The organism is Mucilaginibacter sp. Bleaf8 (genome assembly GCF_018390515.1).
In the GTDB taxonomy this organism is placed as follows: domain Bacteria; phylum Bacteroidota; class Bacteroidia; order Sphingobacteriales; family Sphingobacteriaceae; genus Mucilaginibacter.
This window is the reverse complement of sequence record NZ_JAHBBK010000001.1, coordinates 1-17,711: the sequence shown is the minus strand read 5'-3', so window position 1 is coordinate 17,711 and position 17,711 is coordinate 1. Positions and strand designations below refer to the sequence as shown.

At 42.5% G+C, this 17,711-nt stretch carries 23 protein-coding genes; 10 read left to right on the top strand and 13 right to left on the bottom strand.

The genetic code is table 11. The annotated features are described in order from the left end of the window. Position 1: 1 nt before the first annotated feature. The 11 genes from KHS38_RS00105 to KHS38_RS00065 all read right to left on the bottom strand — a co-directional run bounded on the left by KHS38_RS00105 (position 2) and on the right by KHS38_RS00065 (position 8,768). The gene (locus KHS38_RS00105; RefSeq protein WP_249665227.1) at positions 2-1,042 is read right to left on the bottom strand and encodes a PorP/SprF family type IX secretion system membrane protein; all 1,041 of its coding nucleotides are present in this window, start codon (positions 1,040-1,042) and stop codon (positions 2-4) included. Between the two features lie 4 nt (positions 1,043-1,046). Continuing rightward, complete coding sequence (locus KHS38_RS00100) at positions 1,047-1,997, bottom strand: T9SS type B sorting domain-containing protein (protein WP_213485771.1); 951 nt, start codon at positions 1,995-1,997, stop codon at positions 1,047-1,049. 46 nt (positions 1,998-2,043) lie between these two features. Then, positions 2,044-2,760, bottom strand: a complete 717-nt coding sequence (locus KHS38_RS00095; RefSeq protein ID WP_213485769.1) for an Ig-like domain-containing protein — start codon at positions 2,758-2,760, stop codon at positions 2,044-2,046. Between the two features lie 37 nt (positions 2,761-2,797). Continuing rightward, the gene (locus KHS38_RS00090; RefSeq protein ID WP_213485767.1) at positions 2,798-3,694 is read right to left on the bottom strand and encodes a hypothetical protein; all 897 of its coding nucleotides are present in this window, start codon (positions 3,692-3,694) and stop codon (positions 2,798-2,800) included. A 517-nt stretch (positions 3,695-4,211) separates the two neighbouring features. Beyond that, entirely contained in the window at positions 4,212-4,379 is a 168-nt protein-coding gene (locus KHS38_RS22185; RefSeq protein WP_349627902.1) for a putative sulfate exporter family transporter, read from the bottom strand. Next, entirely contained in the window at positions 4,327-4,647 is a 321-nt protein-coding gene (locus tag KHS38_RS22180; RefSeq protein ID WP_249665343.1) for a hypothetical protein, read from the bottom strand. The genes KHS38_RS22185 and KHS38_RS22180 overlap by 53 nt, the downstream gene beginning before the upstream one ends. 212 nt (positions 4,648-4,859) lie before the next feature. After that, entirely contained in the window at positions 4,860-5,387 is a 528-nt protein-coding gene (locus tag KHS38_RS22425) for a phytoene desaturase family protein (protein WP_349627901.1), read from the bottom strand. A gap of 343 nt (positions 5,388-5,730) precedes the next feature. Then, complete coding sequence (locus KHS38_RS22420) at positions 5,731-5,874, bottom strand: FAD-dependent oxidoreductase (RefSeq protein ID WP_349627900.1); 144 nt, start codon at positions 5,872-5,874, stop codon at positions 5,731-5,733. 719 nt (positions 5,875-6,593) lie between these two features. After that, a complete protein-coding gene (locus KHS38_RS00075; protein ID WP_213485765.1) occupies positions 6,594-7,322 on the bottom strand; it encodes a hypothetical protein in 729 nt (242 codons plus the stop codon). A gap of 477 nt (positions 7,323-7,799) precedes the next feature. After that, positions 7,800-8,135, bottom strand: a complete 336-nt coding sequence (locus KHS38_RS00070) for a helix-turn-helix transcriptional regulator (RefSeq protein ID WP_213485763.1) — start codon at positions 8,133-8,135, stop codon at positions 7,800-7,802. 480 nt (positions 8,136-8,615) lie between these two features. Next, a complete protein-coding gene (locus KHS38_RS00065; protein WP_213485761.1) occupies positions 8,616-8,768 on the bottom strand; it encodes a hypothetical protein in 153 nt (50 codons plus the stop codon). 93 nt (positions 8,769-8,861) lie between these two features. Here KHS38_RS00065 and KHS38_RS00060 point away from each other — a divergent pair, with 93 nt between their 5' ends. The 10 genes from KHS38_RS00060 to KHS38_RS00015 all read left to right on the top strand — a co-directional run bounded on the left by KHS38_RS00060 (position 8,862) and on the right by KHS38_RS00015 (position 16,048). Beyond that, positions 8,862-9,083, top strand: coding sequence for an FAD-dependent oxidoreductase (locus tag KHS38_RS00060; protein ID WP_213485753.1), 222 nt, complete (start codon positions 8,862-8,864; stop codon positions 9,081-9,083). Between the two features lie 42 nt (positions 9,084-9,125). Then, positions 9,126-9,623: an FAD-dependent oxidoreductase gene (locus KHS38_RS00055; protein ID WP_213485750.1), complete on the top strand. Its 498-nt coding sequence runs from the start codon at positions 9,126-9,128 to the stop codon at positions 9,621-9,623. 144 nt (positions 9,624-9,767) lie between these two features. Beyond that, positions 9,768-10,061, top strand: coding sequence for an FAD-dependent oxidoreductase (locus tag KHS38_RS00050; RefSeq protein WP_213485748.1), 294 nt, complete (start codon positions 9,768-9,770; stop codon positions 10,059-10,061). Between the two features lie 551 nt (positions 10,062-10,612). After that, complete coding sequence (locus KHS38_RS00045) at positions 10,613-11,563, top strand: fibronectin type III domain-containing protein (RefSeq protein WP_213485746.1); 951 nt, start codon at positions 10,613-10,615, stop codon at positions 11,561-11,563. A gap of 9 nt (positions 11,564-11,572) precedes the next feature. Then, positions 11,573-12,115 (top strand): hypothetical protein, encoded by a 543-nt coding sequence (locus tag KHS38_RS00040; protein ID WP_213485744.1) that lies wholly within the window; start codon positions 11,573-11,575, stop codon positions 12,113-12,115. Continuing rightward, complete coding sequence (locus KHS38_RS00035; protein ID WP_213485742.1) at positions 12,112-12,789, top strand: toxin-antitoxin system YwqK family antitoxin; 678 nt, start codon at positions 12,112-12,114, stop codon at positions 12,787-12,789. Before KHS38_RS00040 ends, KHS38_RS00035 begins: the two co-directional genes overlap by 4 nt. A 6-nt stretch (positions 12,790-12,795) precedes the next feature. Further along, the gene (locus KHS38_RS00030) at positions 12,796-14,052 is read left to right on the top strand and encodes a polymer-forming cytoskeletal protein (protein WP_213485741.1); all 1,257 of its coding nucleotides are present in this window, start codon (positions 12,796-12,798) and stop codon (positions 14,050-14,052) included. After that, positions 14,034-14,402: a hypothetical protein gene (locus KHS38_RS00025; protein ID WP_213485740.1), complete on the top strand. Its 369-nt coding sequence runs from the start codon at positions 14,034-14,036 to the stop codon at positions 14,400-14,402. Before KHS38_RS00030 ends, KHS38_RS00025 begins: the two co-directional genes overlap by 19 nt. A gap of 25 nt (positions 14,403-14,427) precedes the next feature. Continuing rightward, entirely contained in the window at positions 14,428-14,898 is a 471-nt protein-coding gene (locus KHS38_RS00020) for a PulJ/GspJ family protein (protein ID WP_213485739.1), read from the top strand. Continuing rightward, positions 14,885-16,048 carry a type II secretion system F family protein gene (locus tag KHS38_RS00015; protein ID WP_213485738.1) on the top strand — a complete coding sequence of 388 codons (1,164 nt, stop codon included), beginning with the start codon at positions 14,885-14,887 and terminating at the stop codon, positions 16,046-16,048. Before KHS38_RS00020 ends, KHS38_RS00015 begins: the two co-directional genes overlap by 14 nt. 291 nt (positions 16,049-16,339) lie before the next feature. On the opposite strand, the gene KHS38_RS00010 is transcribed toward KHS38_RS00015, so the two are convergent. Further along, positions 16,340-16,750 carry a hypothetical protein gene (locus KHS38_RS00010; RefSeq protein WP_213485732.1) on the bottom strand — a complete coding sequence of 137 codons (411 nt, stop codon included), beginning with the start codon at positions 16,748-16,750 and terminating at the stop codon, positions 16,340-16,342. Positions 16,751-16,821: 71 nt separating this feature from the next. After that, the coding region (locus KHS38_RS00005; RefSeq protein WP_213485729.1) for an RHS repeat-associated core domain-containing protein at positions 16,822-17,711 on the bottom strand (890 nt) is incomplete at its 5' end.

Genomic DNA, 17,711 nt, shown 5'->3' with positions numbered 1-17,711 from the left:
ATTAATTGAAATAGCACTTATTAAAGTATGGCTCGCGGTTAGCACTACGTAAGTAAAAGCCGATAGATAATTCATGCGATCCGTAACTGTAATTCTGCAATGGCGTTAATGAGTAGTCGAACGCATAGCCTATACGAAGCCTGTCCGTAGCAAAAAACTCAACCACTCCAATCATTGCGTTTGATTTTTGCAGACCGTTTTGCAGATGCGGTTTATTGTACAAACTAACAGCCGTACGGTAAGTACCTCCTATCCACACACGTTCGCCCAGCAGCGCAAATAAATTAATATCGAGGCTGGTTGGTCCCTTAAAATCATCCTTAATTAAAAAGGACGGCCGTATTTTCACCTGATCATTTGCATCGAATATCGTTCCGCCGGTAAGATAAAAATGTGGTATTGGTACCGGTGTCATGATGGATTTATCTTTAGTTGCACTGACAACACGCGACAGCACATTATCAAGCGAGATACCCGCAAAGAACCGCTCGTTGGTGTATAATGCACCTAATCGGGCATCGGGCAATATAACAGTTTGATTACCTACGGGCACATAGCTATCATCTGATTGTACGGCATGAAGCTTAGTACCATCCAGTCCATTCTGCACAAAGCCTGCACCTATACCAAAAGCCAGGCGGCTGTTTTCATTATCGCCAATCTGTAACCGATAGGCATAATTGCCATACATCGCAAAGCTGCTTTGTGCACCTATCCGATCCTGCAACACTAACATCCCCAACCCTACTTTGGCATCGTTCACTGCACCGTCTGCTGCCAGCGAAAAAGTTTGTGGAGCACCCTCCAAACCGGTCCACTGTGAACGGTAGAAAGCATTCAGATATACATCTTGCTTGTATCCGGCAAAGGCTGGATTGATGTACAAGCCGTTAAACATATACTGGCTAAACTGCGCATCCTGCTGGGCTTGCGCCCGATGGCACACACCCATGCAAAACACCGTGAACCAGACAATCATCATCAGCCTGTATGCTTTGCTTCCCTTATATCGAACAGCATCAAAAAATTGCATCTCTTTCATCTTTCTATTTTGTCCGGAGCAGGGTTACATATCCTTTGTACACTTCCCAATTACCATTTGCAGTTTTCACTTTTAGTATATAGAAGTAAGTTCCCTCGCTCAGCCCCTCGCCTGTCCATTCGTTCCGATAGTTCTTTTTCTCATAAATGCTGTTACCCCACCGGTTTACAATCAATAGTTCGTTCTCGGCAAAGCTGCTGAGTTCCGGTATTTCGAACACGTCATTTTTACCATCGCCATTGGGCGTAAAAATGTTTGGTATATCCAACCCTACAATGCTTTTGGTATCTGACGACTGGTTATTGGCTATATTCCGATCCTCTTCCGTCGCATTTACCGATGCCGAATTAGTCACCGTTCCGCGCACGGTAGTTTTAACTAACAGGCGCAGTTCTGCTTCTTCGTTCAACTCCAGTGTACCGATATTCCAGGTAAGCACACGGGCACCAGCATCATAATCGGGCATGCCAGTTGTATGCGTTTTTACCGATATAAACTCCATTCCATCGGGCAAGGCGTCTTTTAGCTGCACGTTGGTGGCCTTGGCCGGACCTTTGTTGGTCACCGTCAGTAAATACTCAAACGGTTCGCCCGAACGTACCTGCCGGCTTTCCGACTTTTTGGTTACCACCAGATCAACTCGCTTTTCTTCCGTCAGCATCACAACTATTTCTTGCGACATAGGCGACGGGCAGCTCTCACTATTAAATGCCTGAACCGTGTATTTTCCAGGGGTTGTAATCAGATAATGACTGTTTGTAGCACCCGGAATAGGAGCACCGTCCTTGTACCATTGATAAGCCGCAGCGTTCGGCTCATTGATACTCAGGTTTTTTGACTCACCTGCTGATAGCGTATATACCTGCCCCACCGCTTTGTTTGAAAGCAGGGCAAAGCCTGCTACTGCCCAAAGCAGTAGCAGGCATAAGCGATATTTACGATGCTTTTGCGTCAAAAACCAATCCTCCTGTCACACAGCTTAAGCGATTATGCCCGAGCTATTAGTTTCCGAAATTGATTGTTGGAGCACCCGGAACCAGAACCACAGTAATTGCTTTTGGAGCTGTTGTCTGGGTACAATCAGGATTTAGTTTATATGCTATTTTAACAGCATAATTTACAGTACCCTGGTTTTGCTCGGCAACGGTATAGGTGCTTGAGGTGCCATTATTGGTTATGTTCTGGCCATCTCTGGTCCACTGATAAGTATATTCAAAACGGCTATCCAGCCCTTGAATGCTCAAATCTGAAGTGGTTTGTGCGCCCGAACATACCCTGTCTTTAGTAGCCGCAATGGTAGCATTCAACTGTGGCAGCACATAAACTTTTAACGGGCTCGACTCCGGCGAGCTACAACCGTCAGCATTAGATACAACCAAATGGTAAGTGTAGTAACCCGCCCCTTGGGTATTTTCCTGGTAAGTGTTATCGCCAATGGCCTCTTTAACCAGTACTTTCTGTCCGGATGTATTGACCTTAAACCATTGGTAAGTATTGTTGGCAACCACAGCGTCGTTACCCTTGAGCGTAACCGTTCCGCCAAAACATAGCACTTTACCTACATCAGTAGCCGCATTTGGCGGAGCTGATGTAGCATCGCTTGGCGTATAAAATGGACTTGCTGCCGTAGGGGTTTGCGATTGTGCCGCTGCCAATAAGGAAAAGGCAGAAAGAAAAGCAACAATAGCAAGTTTAATCAAGGTAAATTTTTGCTTCATATTAATTAATTAATTGGGGAATGTATATTGATAATCTTTATTGTGTAATTATTGATGGCTTTAGCGGGTTCGAATAAAACTTGACATTATAAGTGTTGCGGCACACAGGTGCAAAAACCAAATCATCCAACGCAAAATCATTCCCGCTGGCAATGGTATTCTGGTTTACGATACTGATTACAGCACTCATTGCATCCTTTGAGTTCCAGCGCACCGTAAAATTCTGCCAAGTTGAGGTTTGGTTTGATAATACAATGGGATTGCCAAGCGGCACGTTATTAATCGAAAAGTTCAATCGCCCGGGGTTTTCAGCATTTACGGAGGTAAACCATACAGAAAATATATAATCGGTGTTTTTTCCTACGTTTATGGTTTCTGTCCAAACTGTAACATTTGCCTGTGATGCTCCATTTACCACCATCATATTTCCATTACCGGAATGATCGGTAGACGGATCAAAATTGGAGTGAACGTTTCTGGGGTTTGTGGTGATGGAATAAGTGCCTTCGGGATAAAGAACCCTGTTATTTGTTGGCGCAGCGTAGGTATAGCTACTGGTAAAACCTGTTCTTCCATTGCTGAAATTACCGTTAACCACCTTGTTGTTGTCCATATCAATAGTTTCCCACCAATAGGTTCCCGTCGAAGTAACCGTTATGGCCGAAGAAGTTTCGCCCGTGCTCCAGAGGTAATTGGTTTGGTTAGGCGCAGCATTTAACCGCATACTGGTGCCACATACGCCGGTATCAATGATGGTACCGCAAACGGCAGGATAAAGAACTGCCGTTGATGCACCTTGCTCATTAAAGGCCTGTGTGTTGCTTAATCTTCCAGCAATACCCAATCCGGTATAAACATAAAATACCACACATAAAGCAGTACCGAATGCAAAGAAGTGATAATAATTACAAAATACCTTTTTACTATAAAACATTAACTTACACCCGTTTAAACCAACACCAGCATAATCAAAAGACGTTCAAACGTGCATTTGTACGTAAAAAATGGTAAGAGGTTACTTTTTGGTTCAAGCTAAAGCAGCGAAATAGTATGTTTATTGGTTCACTTACTTGAAATTGAGAGTAATAGCCGTTTCAAACAGGTTCACAGTTATTAGATCTATTTGCTCGTTTTTATATCAAAACTTTAGAGTTACTAACCAAGTTCATGATCACGACCCTCGCTCTCAGACTAACTTTTAATTGGTCAACATAAACCAGTAATCAGCAACTATGCTTGGACATGTAACTGACCTTTGTATGGATTTTAAGAAAACATCAGATGCGATGAAAATTGCAGTTACAGGGTCATACGAAAGCTGCCAGACGCCACTACGGCTCCTGTAGTATCGATACTACCTCCTAGCCATGCACCTTGGGGCATATTAAAGTGGTGCGCAATAATAGGCATAAAAATAATCATGGGTATAGCGGTTATCAACACCAATGAAATCACATAAGATAGTTTTTTGAATCTCCTTTAATTGCTCCTGCTGTAGCAATAGCGGCCGAAACACCGCATATGAATACAGCGCTGGAAATCATCATGGTGATATCGTCATCTATCTTAAGCCTGCGACATACCCAACAGGCAAAGTACCACACTGAGGTAACTACCACCAAAGACTGAATTAGGCCCAAGGAACCCGCCTTCAGAATATGTAAAAAAAATAACGCTGGTGCCCAGCAACACCAAACCAATTTTAACAAACAACTCGGTAGACAGCGAGTTGCGCAACCATTCGGGTAAATAAAAAACATTGCTAATAAGTAAGCCAATTATCAAACTAAATATAACTACCTCCAGGTTTGATGCCTTCGCCTGACTGCTGCCGGCCATCATCAGCGCAAAAATAGTAAGCAGGTATACCGCAGGATAGCCGCGCAAAAAGTCGTTAAATTTTTACCGCTTGGCCACACGCCTATTAATCCAATAACCCCCACAAACAAAAACATTAATCCAATAAGCTTCAGGTTACCGGCTCCTAAAACTTTAATCGATAGTTCATCGCTTGTTTTCCAAGCAAAAGCAGGTATTGCAAGCAGCACACCAGGACAAGCAGTATAATAAGGGAGCCAAGTATAACTACTACCCAGTCTTCATGTAACTTGAACTTTGCAAAATTTGATGACATATAATTTAGTATATTTTAAGGTTAGTTTATAAAGGCGCAACCTTGATGTGAAAAATATTTTGCAGCGCGTGTTTAGCGGCGTGATAGCCGCACATACCATGCACCACTCCTCCAAGCGGCGTTGATGATGAACAGAGGTACAAACCCGCTGATGAGGTGGTGTACGGCGATCATCGCAGCGCCGGACGGGTAAACAACTGCCGCAAATCAATAATGCCACCGTCAATATCGCCCCGATAAAATTAGGATTATGGTTTTGCAACTGCGCTGTATTGAAGGTATGCTTGGCCAGTATGCGTTCTTTAAAGCCAGGCCCAAATCGCTCAATCTGACTTTCAATAGCATTCGTCATGTCGAAAGTGGAGCCATTGGGCACATGGCAGTAAGCCCAGGCGGTGTGTTTGCCTTCGGGAGCACGGGTTGGGTCAAATATGCTGGGCTGCGACAACAATACAAACGGCTTTTCTGGATGATGCCCTTTGGCGGTTTGCAATTCATTCTGCGTTATTTCACGCAGCGAACCGCCCAGGTGTACAGTGCCTGCCTGCTCTACGGTATGGTCTTTAAATGGTATTGGGGCATCCAGCGCCCTGTCTACTTTGAATACACCATGCCATATCGATATTTTTGAAGCTGACTTTTTTAAAAGTGCAAAAGCTTTTCGCCGGCTATTTGCAATAGCTGATGAGGTGTTATGTCAAATAGTACCGTTTTTGCTGAGGGTAGCTGTTTAAGCGAACTGATATAAGGGCAACGTTTGCAAAAATGGTGAATCTACAGCCAAGGGATGAATAGCCGAGCATACATCACGCAAATAGCCGGGCAGGGTTAACGCCTCACTTGACAAACCCACCACCTATCGTGTCCTTTTTCTCGAGCAGTAAAACCGATAACCCGTGCTGTTGTAATAGTATAGCTGCAGCCAGTCCATTAGGCCCGGAGCCTACCACAACAGCATCATAATCCATTGATAAACCCATTCTTTTAATCCTTGCCAGCGTGCAATTTGCTATTTTTCAAAATGTACTCTTTATACCGTCCAAGCACTATCTAAACCGAATCTTTTTTATCATCAATCCCGGATAAAACAACCCGCGAGCCATTTTTTGTGGCATATCTCAAGATCATACGGTTACGTTTACGTGTGTCCTGCTTTTCTTCAGCTATACCCTTAATGCGCCTCCCCTAAACGCGGCGGCATTTATACGATACACCTCGTCGCCGATGTTAGCTTTTCGACTGCTTGTGTATCAAAGTGTTATCATCTTTTTTTGCCTTATGCCTTTCTTTTCCGCTTTTTGGGCCGCGGGCTAACACGTATTTATCCTGCAGATACAATATATGGTTTATCGTATCAGCATCATAATAAAAACACACGTTTACCAACAACGGTGCCCATAAACTCAAATGTGCAATTGATATCACGCATTGGCTAACCACCGCCATTAGACATATCAAGCTTAACTAATTTAATGAGATTATAAGTCACAGTCGACTATTCTTCAAATGTTACATCCCGCCAGCGTACCGAGTCGAGCGGCGAGTACAGCACCATTTTTATTACTGATTTAAAATACAGTAACATAATAGTTCCCACATAAAACAGATACGCCTTTCATCGTCGGCTGCTTATGTTACAAATCCAAAAGCGGGTTGCTATTACCATAGCAACCCGCTTTTTTATTGCTTGTAAAAATGTTTAAAAAGAAGATGGCACTGCGCCGAAATAAGCGTCGAAGATATCAGTATAGCCGGAAGAAACTGATTTTGTACTACCATCATTATACCAAACGTAGGTATGGTCATTGCTTCCTGCAATACCGATGCCCACTACGTTACTGATCGTTTTGCCGGCTGCAACGGTATAAGGGTAAGGGGCTCTGATGGCACCTAAACTTGTTGAATTGCCAACAGACGCTGTTCCGTCTTTATACCAGGTATATACATTGTTGTTACTTTTGGCTATAGAGATAGCCAGGATATCGGCAGGTGTTTTACCTGAAGGTAGCGCATAAGGCTTAGGAGAAATATACGCTGTTGCATTATTGCTGTATCCTACGGACATTGTACCATCCGAATACCAGAAGTAGCACCAGTTTGTATTAGCAATAGCAATTGCCACTACATCTGCAGGCGTTTTACCGGAGGGTAGTGAATAGTTAACTGGTGATCGGTAATAAGTAGAGTTTGTTGAAGTACCTGAAGATACCGTTCCGGATTTAGTCCAATAATAACAAGTATCCCCACGCGAAATGTCAATCTCGGCTATATCACCAAAACTTGCAGAAAGGGTGCCTTTTTTGGACGACGCAGCCGCGTCAGCATCTTGAGTTTTAGCGTTTGGTAGACTTTTGTCTTTGGTACAGCTACCGAATAAAAGCGAAGAAGAAAGAGTAGCCAGAAAGGCAAAGGTTTTAAATTTTTTCATGATAAAGGTAGTTAGATAAAGGTTAAAATAATAAGTACTTAGGTGAATGGATGCTGAAGTCGGCACTTTGCCAAATGGAGCAGGGAGGTTGACTATCTCATAGGCATTAATTGGTTATATAATGACAAGGTTGTTTTGTTAATTGTAAGTTACAATAATATTACACAATAAGCAAATTATATTAATTAACATTTCCTTCTTTATTAAAAATTTGAGTCTCAGGTGTTAAATTAGTGAGTGAACCTTTCAAATCGGGTTCACAGTTTACTATTGATGTTACTTCAACTCACAATATTTGGAATAGTAAAGACTTTCAAGGGGACACATGCTACCAGACTATTTTCACAAGAGCAAAAGGTATATTTAAGCGTATCCTGTAATTATAATGGCAGGAAAATATATTTTATTAGCTATTGGTCGATGATTCATTTAACCGTGCAACTGCATAACAGGCATAGTTACCTTCAATAATAAGGTTTATGCGAAAAGTTGACTGGAATACTTCTTCGGTTTTACACCGATGTGCTGCTCAAACACCTTAGAAAAGTGACTTAGATTGGTAAAGCCTAAATGATAACCTACTTCAGAGACAGTAAGCCGTTTTTCTTTAAGCAAACCAGCAGCCTTTTGCATGCGCGTGAACTGGTAAAATTCAAAAACCCCTTTTCCGAAAGTTCGCTTAAAAAGCCTGCGTAATTTAGGCTCACTCATGCCTGCTTCTTTCGCCAAGGAAGCGATATTTGGCGGTAAGTCTACATCTGTTTGTAGATGGATCTTAATAGCATATATAGCTTTGATATCTTCAATATGCATGTTACTCATGGGCAATGACGTTCGCTGCATCAGGATCGAAATAATATGGCATAGTAGTTCTTCGCACTTTATAGCTTATAAAACAGCCTTTCCAAACTTGCAGGAACAGGCTGGTTTAGCATTTCGCTGGCGCTATTGATGATATGCGGAGAAACGCTGGTTTCTAATATAAAGTTTTCGGGTACCTCTATAATGCTTTAACCACAGGATGATCTATTTCTCCGAATAAGCCAAGCAAATGCTGCCTGGAAGCCGCTATGGTAACGCTCCCGAAAAGGGTATTTCGGGGCATAACCATAGTAGAAGATACGGCGTGCCTGCAGATTAGCATAGTTGCCAGCTCTGATAATAATTGTGCGACCGGGTTAACCAATGCCGGAAATATTCCGCTTAATAGAAATATTATGTCTTACTCCCCTTCTGCTAATTCATTAGTTCGCTCGATAATTACATCCTCCTTCAAATGATAATGCCGGATCATCATACGCAAATCATTTCCCCAAGAAAAACCGGTGATGTATGCTGCCCCATACTTTCCAGAATATCTATAAAACGGCCACGTATTGTAGCACCCAATAATCGGCCAAATTCAAGAGCAATGCCTGAGCCTTTGTCAATGATCGATTTTTTCATTTACGGTTATTTTAATATCAAATACAGCTATTTTACCTATAAAAGTAACAAGAGTTTTGTATGCAGATATAGAAATTCAAAACAATAAACATTATGTTATTAGAAAACGAACAAATAGCCATTATAGGTGCCGGTTCGGGAGGATTGACATTGGCCAGACGGCTTCACAAAGAAGGGGTAAATATAAAAGTATATGAACGCGACACAAACCAGCAGATCCGTCAACAAGGTGCTACGCTTGACTTGCATTATGAGTTTGGACTGAAAGCATTAAGGGCAGGCGGCCTTATGGAGGTATTCCGAAATAATTACTGACCTGGCGCAGAGATAATTGCCATTACCGATAACAACGGCATAATGCACTACACAGAGCAAAACCAAACTCCGCTACAGGATTTAGATAAAACGCATGCACGACCAGAAATTGACCGAGGTCCGCTTCGTGATCTACTTATTGCATCGTTGTATGATACCACCATAGTATGGAATTCCAATTTTTTGGAATTACACAAGGAAGGCAAGGGTTGGAACCTCATTTTTGAAAACGAAACTACTGCCTACGCAGATATAGTCATTGCTGCCGATGGCGCAAATACAAAAGTCAGAAAATACATCACTAACACCAGTCGTATCTATTCTGGTGTTACCATTATTGAGGGTAATATTTACAACGCTGTATCAAATGCACCTAATCTCTGGAAATTGACAAATGGCGGAAAAGTTTTTGCTCATTGGAATGGCAAGACAATTGTATTAAGCGCCAAAGGTGAAGGATCGCTATCATTTTATACGATTACTAGAGAGCCGGATCTCTGGGTAAAGAGTTCGGGCATTGACTTTACAGATAAAGCATAAGCGTTCAAATGGTTCAGAGAGCGCTTTTCTGACTGGAGTGATGACTGGCACGAAATATTCCATACCACTGAGTCCTATTTCGTTGCACGTCCGCAATACTACTTTCCTGCGGACCAATCCTGGCAATCCCTTCCAGTCCTAACAATGATTGGCGACGCTGCACATCAAACGCCTCCTTCGCGGGATGGCGTAAACCAAGCCATGCTGGATGCTCTTGAATTGTCTCAGGCACTCTGCGCTAATAATTTCCTGACTATAGAAGATGCCATATCATCTTATGAAAAGAATATGCTCGCTAGAACATCCAAAGTAACGGCGGAAGCACTACAGCTGGTAGAAGCCATGCTCGCGGAAAACAATTTACAGGAGATGGTAGACTTTTTTAAACCAGAAAGATACGCTATGAGTAGGCAGAATAACTGCATTGAATGTAACTAAAAAAACGGAGCCACACTTGCAAAACAAAACAGCTAGTAAAATCTAAAATGCTATAAAAAGCATTGCGGACATTGATACCAACAGCTTTTTAACCTTTTCCTGAAGTTCGGTTATCATAGTATGTGCGTTTTGCTACTCCGGTATTTTGGCAACCTGAGCAGCTTCTTCGCCAGTAGAAATTTTGTTGATCTGCCTTTCAAAAATTAGTAGCATCGTAATTAATATTGGAAGTAAGCTGAGCCATGCCGATACTGTTTCTCGGCCTTATAATCGACGGTCCCTAAAGCCTGTATATGTAAGGACTGAGCGAGGTCACAAAATAGACTTTTAAGCACGCCCAGCTAAGCTCGAGCGTATTATATTAGCATAAAAATCTTCAAAGAAAGTCAACTTCAAAGTGCCTAGGTAGGTGCCTACTTCATCGACTATTCCAAGTAAGTTTTCAAAGATAATCATTCACAAACAAAGCGGCGTGGACTAGCACCGAGTAGCAGTTTCGTTAAGCTTCAATTAATTTAGTTAACTTATTAATTTTTGCCGTAAATTCGAGCGTGATAAAACTTAAGCCTTATTTCTTATTAGTTGCCTTATCTAGCCTGCTTTTCGGTTGTAAAGATTTCATTGAACCTTCCATTAAGGAGCGGCAGGTAATGCTCAATGCGCCTGGAAATGACTATAAAAGTACGAGCTATACCTTGAATTTCTGGTGGAACCAAGTAGAAGATGCATTGCAATACCGCCTTCAAATTGTTACGCCAAAATTTGACTCTGCAACTGTTATTGTTGTTGATACAGTGGTTAAAAGTGATAAGTTTGCTTTCAACCTGAGCCCAGGTACCTACCAGTGGCGTGTACGCGCTGAAAACGGCAGTTCTGAAACCGCTTATACCACACCGCAGCAATTTTCGGTTCTTTTTTCCTCGATCAAGCAACAAGTGGTGCAAGTAAATACCCCTGGTAGTAACCTTTTGACTACGCAAAGTAACCTCAACTTCAGCTGGGGAGAATTATATGGTGCCACGAAGTATCGCCTGCAGCTGGACACCAACAGTTTTGCTGATGAAACCAAGCTTGTGCTGGACCAGGCCACACCGGCACAACAGTTTACTTACAAATTGTTAAAAGACCAGACTTATCAATGGCGCGTCCGGGCAGAAAACGATACCGCACAATCCCGGTGGTCGGTTATCCGCAACCTGACATTTGACAGCACGCCGCCTGGTCAGGTCAGCCTAACGGCACCTGCTGCAGATCAGTCTGTCAGTTCTCCGGTCACCATGCGATGGAGCCAGGTAGCCACGGCATCAAAATACCGTCTTTATGCTTTTAAAGCCGATGGTACCACCCGTTATAATGACAGCTTTCCGATGCTGATTAATACAACATCTTACACGCTGACCACAGGAACTTTTGGAGAACGCATATACTGGAAAGTGACTGCTATAGATGCTGCCGGTAATGAAGGGACAGCCAGTACGGTTAGAAGCTTTACCTTACAATAAGCAGGCCTTATGAAAAATAAAGCATCTGTGTACTTTTTAGGGCTGATAGTTGCCGTGGTATGGGGCCTGATTATTTATCGTATTGTTGCGGCCGTCAATAATGACGACGAACTGCCAGTAATGCCAAAAACATCTGCAAATTATCCGAAAGAGCCCCTGAACGACTATGAAGCTATCAAAGACACAGTCTCTTTGAAATTAAATTATCGGGACCCTTTTGCCATGGCTAAAGCACCCATAAAAAAAGATACAGCACAAATTCCGGTTAGGCAAATAATCAGTAGCACAACACGATTATCGCCGCTAATACATCAGGCATCAGGAACGCGTAAGCAAGCAATGAACTGGGGTTTTATCCGCTATTCCGGCTACATCAGAAACCCACATACTAAAAAACTTTATGCGCTCATGACGGTGAGTGGCAAAAGCCTGATGCTAAGCGAGGGTGAATCCTCGGGAGGCGTTAAACTTTTAAAAAACTTGAAAGATTCTATTCAAATCAGCTATCAACATCTCACTCATTATATACCTACCAGTAACGAAACGCCATGAAAAGATATGTGTATATAATATTTCTGCTCGCCAGTTCCTCCCTCCAGGCACAACGGATACCCAGCTTTGGTCTGAATAAGGTACGGATTACGGCGCCTGGTCGTACAATTGTGACTGAAATAACCCCTTCGGCAGTAAGTTCACTGCACAGTGACCGGATTTACTACTGGTATGGTGGCAATACAATTCATAACACGCAGGGCGGATACAGCGGTAAATTACTGCATGGTAAGTACGAGGAGTACTATACCGATAAAAGCCTGAAAGAACAAGGCGAGTTCGACAGCGGACTGAAAGATGGACTTTGGAGAAGCTGGCAGGAAAGCGGTGCCCTGGCCGAATTAGTAAACTGGCAACACGGTATAAAAGAAGGGGATTTTACCTTTTACGACGAGCAAGGGCAGCCAAGGCAATCCGGACGTTATGCAGACAACTTGCTTGAAGGTAAGGTACTAATCTACCATGGTGGCGATTCTGTTGAAACCGTTAGGTATAAACATGGGCAAATTGTTTCAAATACACTCAAAACGCCATCGCTGTGGCAAAAAGTAAAAGCCATTCACTGGCTGCACAAAAGAGATTCAATTCAGAGCACCACAGCTACACCGCCGGCTGTTAAGCCGAAAAAGATAAAAAAGCAGAAGAACGAGGCATCAAAAGTTAATGCCAGCTAAATAGCCATGCTCAAAGCTTCCGCCTTGTATATGGTTATTGTAATAGCGCTGGTCATTGCTGTGATTTGCTCGTCGTTAATTACAGCGGCTTATTTCTATAAGCTGCAGTACCAAAAAACGTTTCGGTACACAATGTTGCAAAACAACCTGGCCTCTGCCGTTAACATACTGCTGGAAAGCGATGCTGACTATAACGAACCTAAGACTATCAGTTTATTCCATCAGGTAAATGACTCCGTACAGCTGATGCGTAAGCCATGGGGCCTGTTTAATATTGGTGTGGCTCGTGCTTTTATTCAGAAGGATACACTGACTAAAGTATTTACAATGGGGAATCAAATTGACTCCACCCAATGGGCTGCCTTGTATATTATTGATGAAGACCGGTCTTTATCTGTAAGTGGCAAAACAACGATTAAAGGAGATGCATATTTACCCAAGGCAGGTATACAGGAGGCCTACGTTAACAATCATGCTTACCAGGGTGATAAGCGGATTGTTATTGGTAAAAAGCACAATAGCGATCGCCGCCTTCCTAAGCTGGATGAGGGGCAACTACAAATACTGAAAAGATACTTCATAGCGGATTCTATGCTACGCAGACAGCCGTTACCTGAAGGATCACTTACACAATCCTTCCTCCTTCCTGCCATGACCTTCGTTTTCGGTAAAGAGCCGCAAAACATCACTGAACAGCTGAGCGGCCATATCGTTTTGCAGTCGGATACTTCGGTTACCCTGGATGGATCTTGCCGTCTTAACAATGTATTGGTATTCGCCAAATCCATTATGGTAAAGAGTGGCTTTACAGGCACTTGTCAGCTCTTTGCTACGGATTCAATTACTGTCGAAGATAAATGCAGTTTTGGTTACCCTTCCGTTTTGGGCGTGCTTAAATTCGACGACGAGGACAAAGGCCAGGAAAAACTCAGTATTGGTGATAACGTTCGGATTGACGGAACGGTATTTACTTATGAAAAAGCACAAAATGAAGTAAAACCCCTGATCGAATTAGGGAAGAACGCCCAGATTAACGGGCGCGTTTATGCCCAGGGTTTGTTGAACTATAAAGACGGCGCCTCCATCAACGGTAATGTTTATGCCGGCAGGTTTCTTTACCAAACGGCTTACACGCGCTATGAGAATTACTTGATTAATATTCGGATAGACGCACCGGCATTATCGCCTTATTATCTAACGAACCGCCTTTTACCTGCTTCCCAAAAAACTTACAAAATACTACAATGGCTCGAAGCAAAATAAGATCCGTTAAACTTACTGCTTCCAGCATATTGGAGGTTGTGGTATCTATGGTGGTAATTGTAATGGTGCTGGGCATTGCCATGATGATTTACACGAATGTAATGCGCTTATCGCTTTCCGAAAGACGGCTTCGGGCACAAGTCAGGCTGCAGCAGGCTATGCTGGAGTTGGAGCACCCGCTAAGTTATGGCGCTAAAGAAGATAACAACGAAGACTGGACCATAGAAAAAGATATCCTACCCTATGAAGGTAATGCACGGCTACAGGAGGTTCATTTGGTTTTGTATGACGAGCGTCATGAAAAAATCAGCGAAATCAGAAAGATCGTTATCAATAATGAGGATAAGTAAGAAGCGCCTACCGGCTTTTACCATTATGGAACTAACAATTGCTATGTTAATTTCGGCCATTGTTATTGCTATGACGTACACAGCGTATAGCATGATGAGCAAGGCATATGCCGGATTCACCCGCAAAAACGATAAGATGGCAGTTGTTGTAAGATTAGATGAGTTGCTTCAAAAAGATTTTGAGCGGTCTGAAAGTATAATGTATAAGCAAGATAGCCTGATTTTCACCAAACCAGGGCAACAGGTCAGATATCACTTTGATCAAAACCATGTGATCAGGGCTGCAACCGTACCCGATACGTTTCAACTCCAAACCACAAAACCACTGCTTTATTATGAACAGACACCTGTGGTTGAAGAAGAGGCTTCGCTGTCAATACCAATTGATGAACTTACGCTAACGGTGATTCTCAATGATCAACAGTTCCCCTATCGCTACCGCAAACTGTACAGCTCCGAAAACCTGATTAAATTAAACGCCCATGCCATCCATTGATTTATCGAGATACGAAACAAAGAAACCGCAGCCCCAAAAGAAAGTATCAGCAACCGCCGATAAAGAGACCGGCGGCCTGCTGGCGTTCCTCAACAAAGACATTAGTTTCGGCAGCCGTGAACTTCCGGATCGAAAGAAAGAAGCGTTGTATCTGGAGCTTAGCTCCCTGCTACAGGCGGGTATTAATTTGAAAAGCAGTTTTGAACTGATTACTGCTGATCTGAAAAAAGAAAAAGACAAAGCGTTGTTCGCCTCTATAGAGCAGGCTGTGCTGGGCGGCACCACTTTCTCGCAAGCATTGCAGCAAAGCGGGCGTTTTTCCATGTACGAGATTTACAGCTTACAGATTGGCGAGGAAACCGGAAAACTGATCGAGGTATTGCAGGATCTGGCTAAGTATTATCAGAATAAGATCAAGCAGCGTCGTAAGATCATTTCTTCGCTCACCTATCCTTGCATTGTCTTGTCCTCCTCGCTCGCGGCGGTATTCTTTATGCTAAAGTTTATTGTGCCGATGTTTGGCGATGTATTTAAACGCTTTGGCGGCCAACTGCCCTGGATTACCGAAAAAATCATTGGCATATCACAAGCGCTGGAAAATAACTTCTTTAATGCATTCATTCTGTTGGTAATTACAGGTGGCATCCTGTTTAGCTTGCGTAAAACCGAAAAGTTCAGGATGTGGTCTACCCATATTTTACTCAGGTTGCCGATAGTGGGTAATCTGGTGCAAAAGATTTACCTGGCCAGGTTTTGCAATGCCATGCGCCTGCTCATCAACGCGCGTTTGCCGCTGCTGCGTGCAATAGCCCTCATCAGGCAGATGATTGATTTTTACCCGATTGAAAGCTCTTTAAAAAAGGTGGAAGACGATATTATGAATGGCCGCTCCTTACACCAGAGCCTGGCAGCTTTTAATGTTTACCCAGCCAAAATGATTCAACTCGTGAAAGTAGGAGAAGAGACCAACCAGCTTGATTACTTTTTTGCCCGCATCTCCGACCAGTATGTGGAAGAAGTGGAATACAAAACATCCTCACTATCCAGTGCCATGGAGCCGCTCATCATCATATTCCTCGGGCTTATTGTAGGCGTAATTTTGATTTCGATGTATCTGCCGTTGTTCCAGATGAGCAATAGTTTGCAGTAGGATACTGTCCTTTTCGAGTGTTACTATTTTGGTAGACTGAAGTCTAGAAGATACAAAAGTCCGTAGTCTTAGAATACTACAGACAGTAACTTAATCTCACAAGCAGAACGCTTGCGGTAGCAAAGGGCAATAGTTTTCAGCAAGTGCTAGAATTCCTTCATTGTTACAATATGGTAGACTGATGGTTACAAAACAAAAATGTCCGTAGCCTTGGAAGTCTACGGACATCGCGGAATTAACTTCAAGAAATGATTATACCTAGCTTATTGTTCAACAAATTTAAATGGTCCGTTACCAATTAATTCTATCATTATGTTGAAAATCTTTGTTCACTAGATGTATGTCTAAAAGTTTCGGTTCTTGTAGTATTCCCAAACTATCTAAATAACTTGTATAATCTTCATGATTTTTGAATCCTTTTTCTATTCGCCTTGCAGGGAGTATAACATACCAAGACTGTTTAGTAGGTAGGCCATCTAACAAAGTGTTTTTACTATAAAGTATGATTAAGCTATCCCCAATAATGTTTAGGCTTTTTACGTTCGGCACGGTCCCGTCATAACTTGTTGAATCAAGTCTTACAATCCAATTGTCAAAGCCGGCGACGAGTCGAGCCTCATATGGTTTAATCAAAGGGAATCTTGCGTAATCCCACCCACCTTTGCCAGTGTAAAACTCATCTTTTTTTACGGTAGTAGTCATTTTCTGCTCACATGAGACTATAGTTAAGCACAGTAGTGCTATTGAAAATGATATTGCTTTGTGTCTCATCATTACTTAATTTCTTCAACCCAATGTCCCCAAACTTTCATATCGCCTTTTCCACCTAAGAGACCGTGATAAACGAGGCCACCGATTCCGCTAAGATTATTGTAGGTATCGGATCTACCATCTTGAGAACTTAAGTCAAATGTATCTTGGATTTCATAATTAATTATGATTGTTCCATCGGCTTTCAGTGTTGCATCTGCACTAATATTAGCATTTCGCATTGCCCACCCTGTTTCATCAGTTAAACCCTCTTGCGAAAAAAATTGTTTGCCTCCAAACTGGACTTGGCCACTTCTGTTCAGGAATTTCAATTTTCTGAATTTAGAATTTTTTCTCAGGATCTTTATCAAATCATTTCTAAATCTTAAAAAATCTTCGTCACGTTTCATTTTATCTAATAGCTGACCATTTATTTCAACGTCTTTTCTGTGCAGCATCGATTGTACTAATAACCCATTAAAACTATAAACGTTATTAGTCGTTCCAACTCGATCTAAGTATTTTCCATACAAATTTCGAAAGAAAGTACCTGAAAGATACATAATCTTTGTCACATCTCGGATAGCTGTTACTGTCACCGCTTGGAGGTGAATTCCTCCCGAATCGGCAGCTAGCCCGAGTGGATCGGTTAATAAAACAGGATTATTGTTACAATAATTATACCCTGAGAAATTAAATGCCATCTCTGCGAGCGGATCTACAGCATTCCATCTACCGATCACGGGGTCATAGAATCTAGCGCCATAATCGTATTGGTTAGCCAAGTCCGTTTGCACCTCCTTACCATTGTAAAGATAGCGGTTGTTGTTGGATAAGTCATAACCACCCGTTGGTTTTCTAAGTCCAAAGCTGTAGTACTCATCCTCTTGGATGATCCTCGGCGTATTGCCCG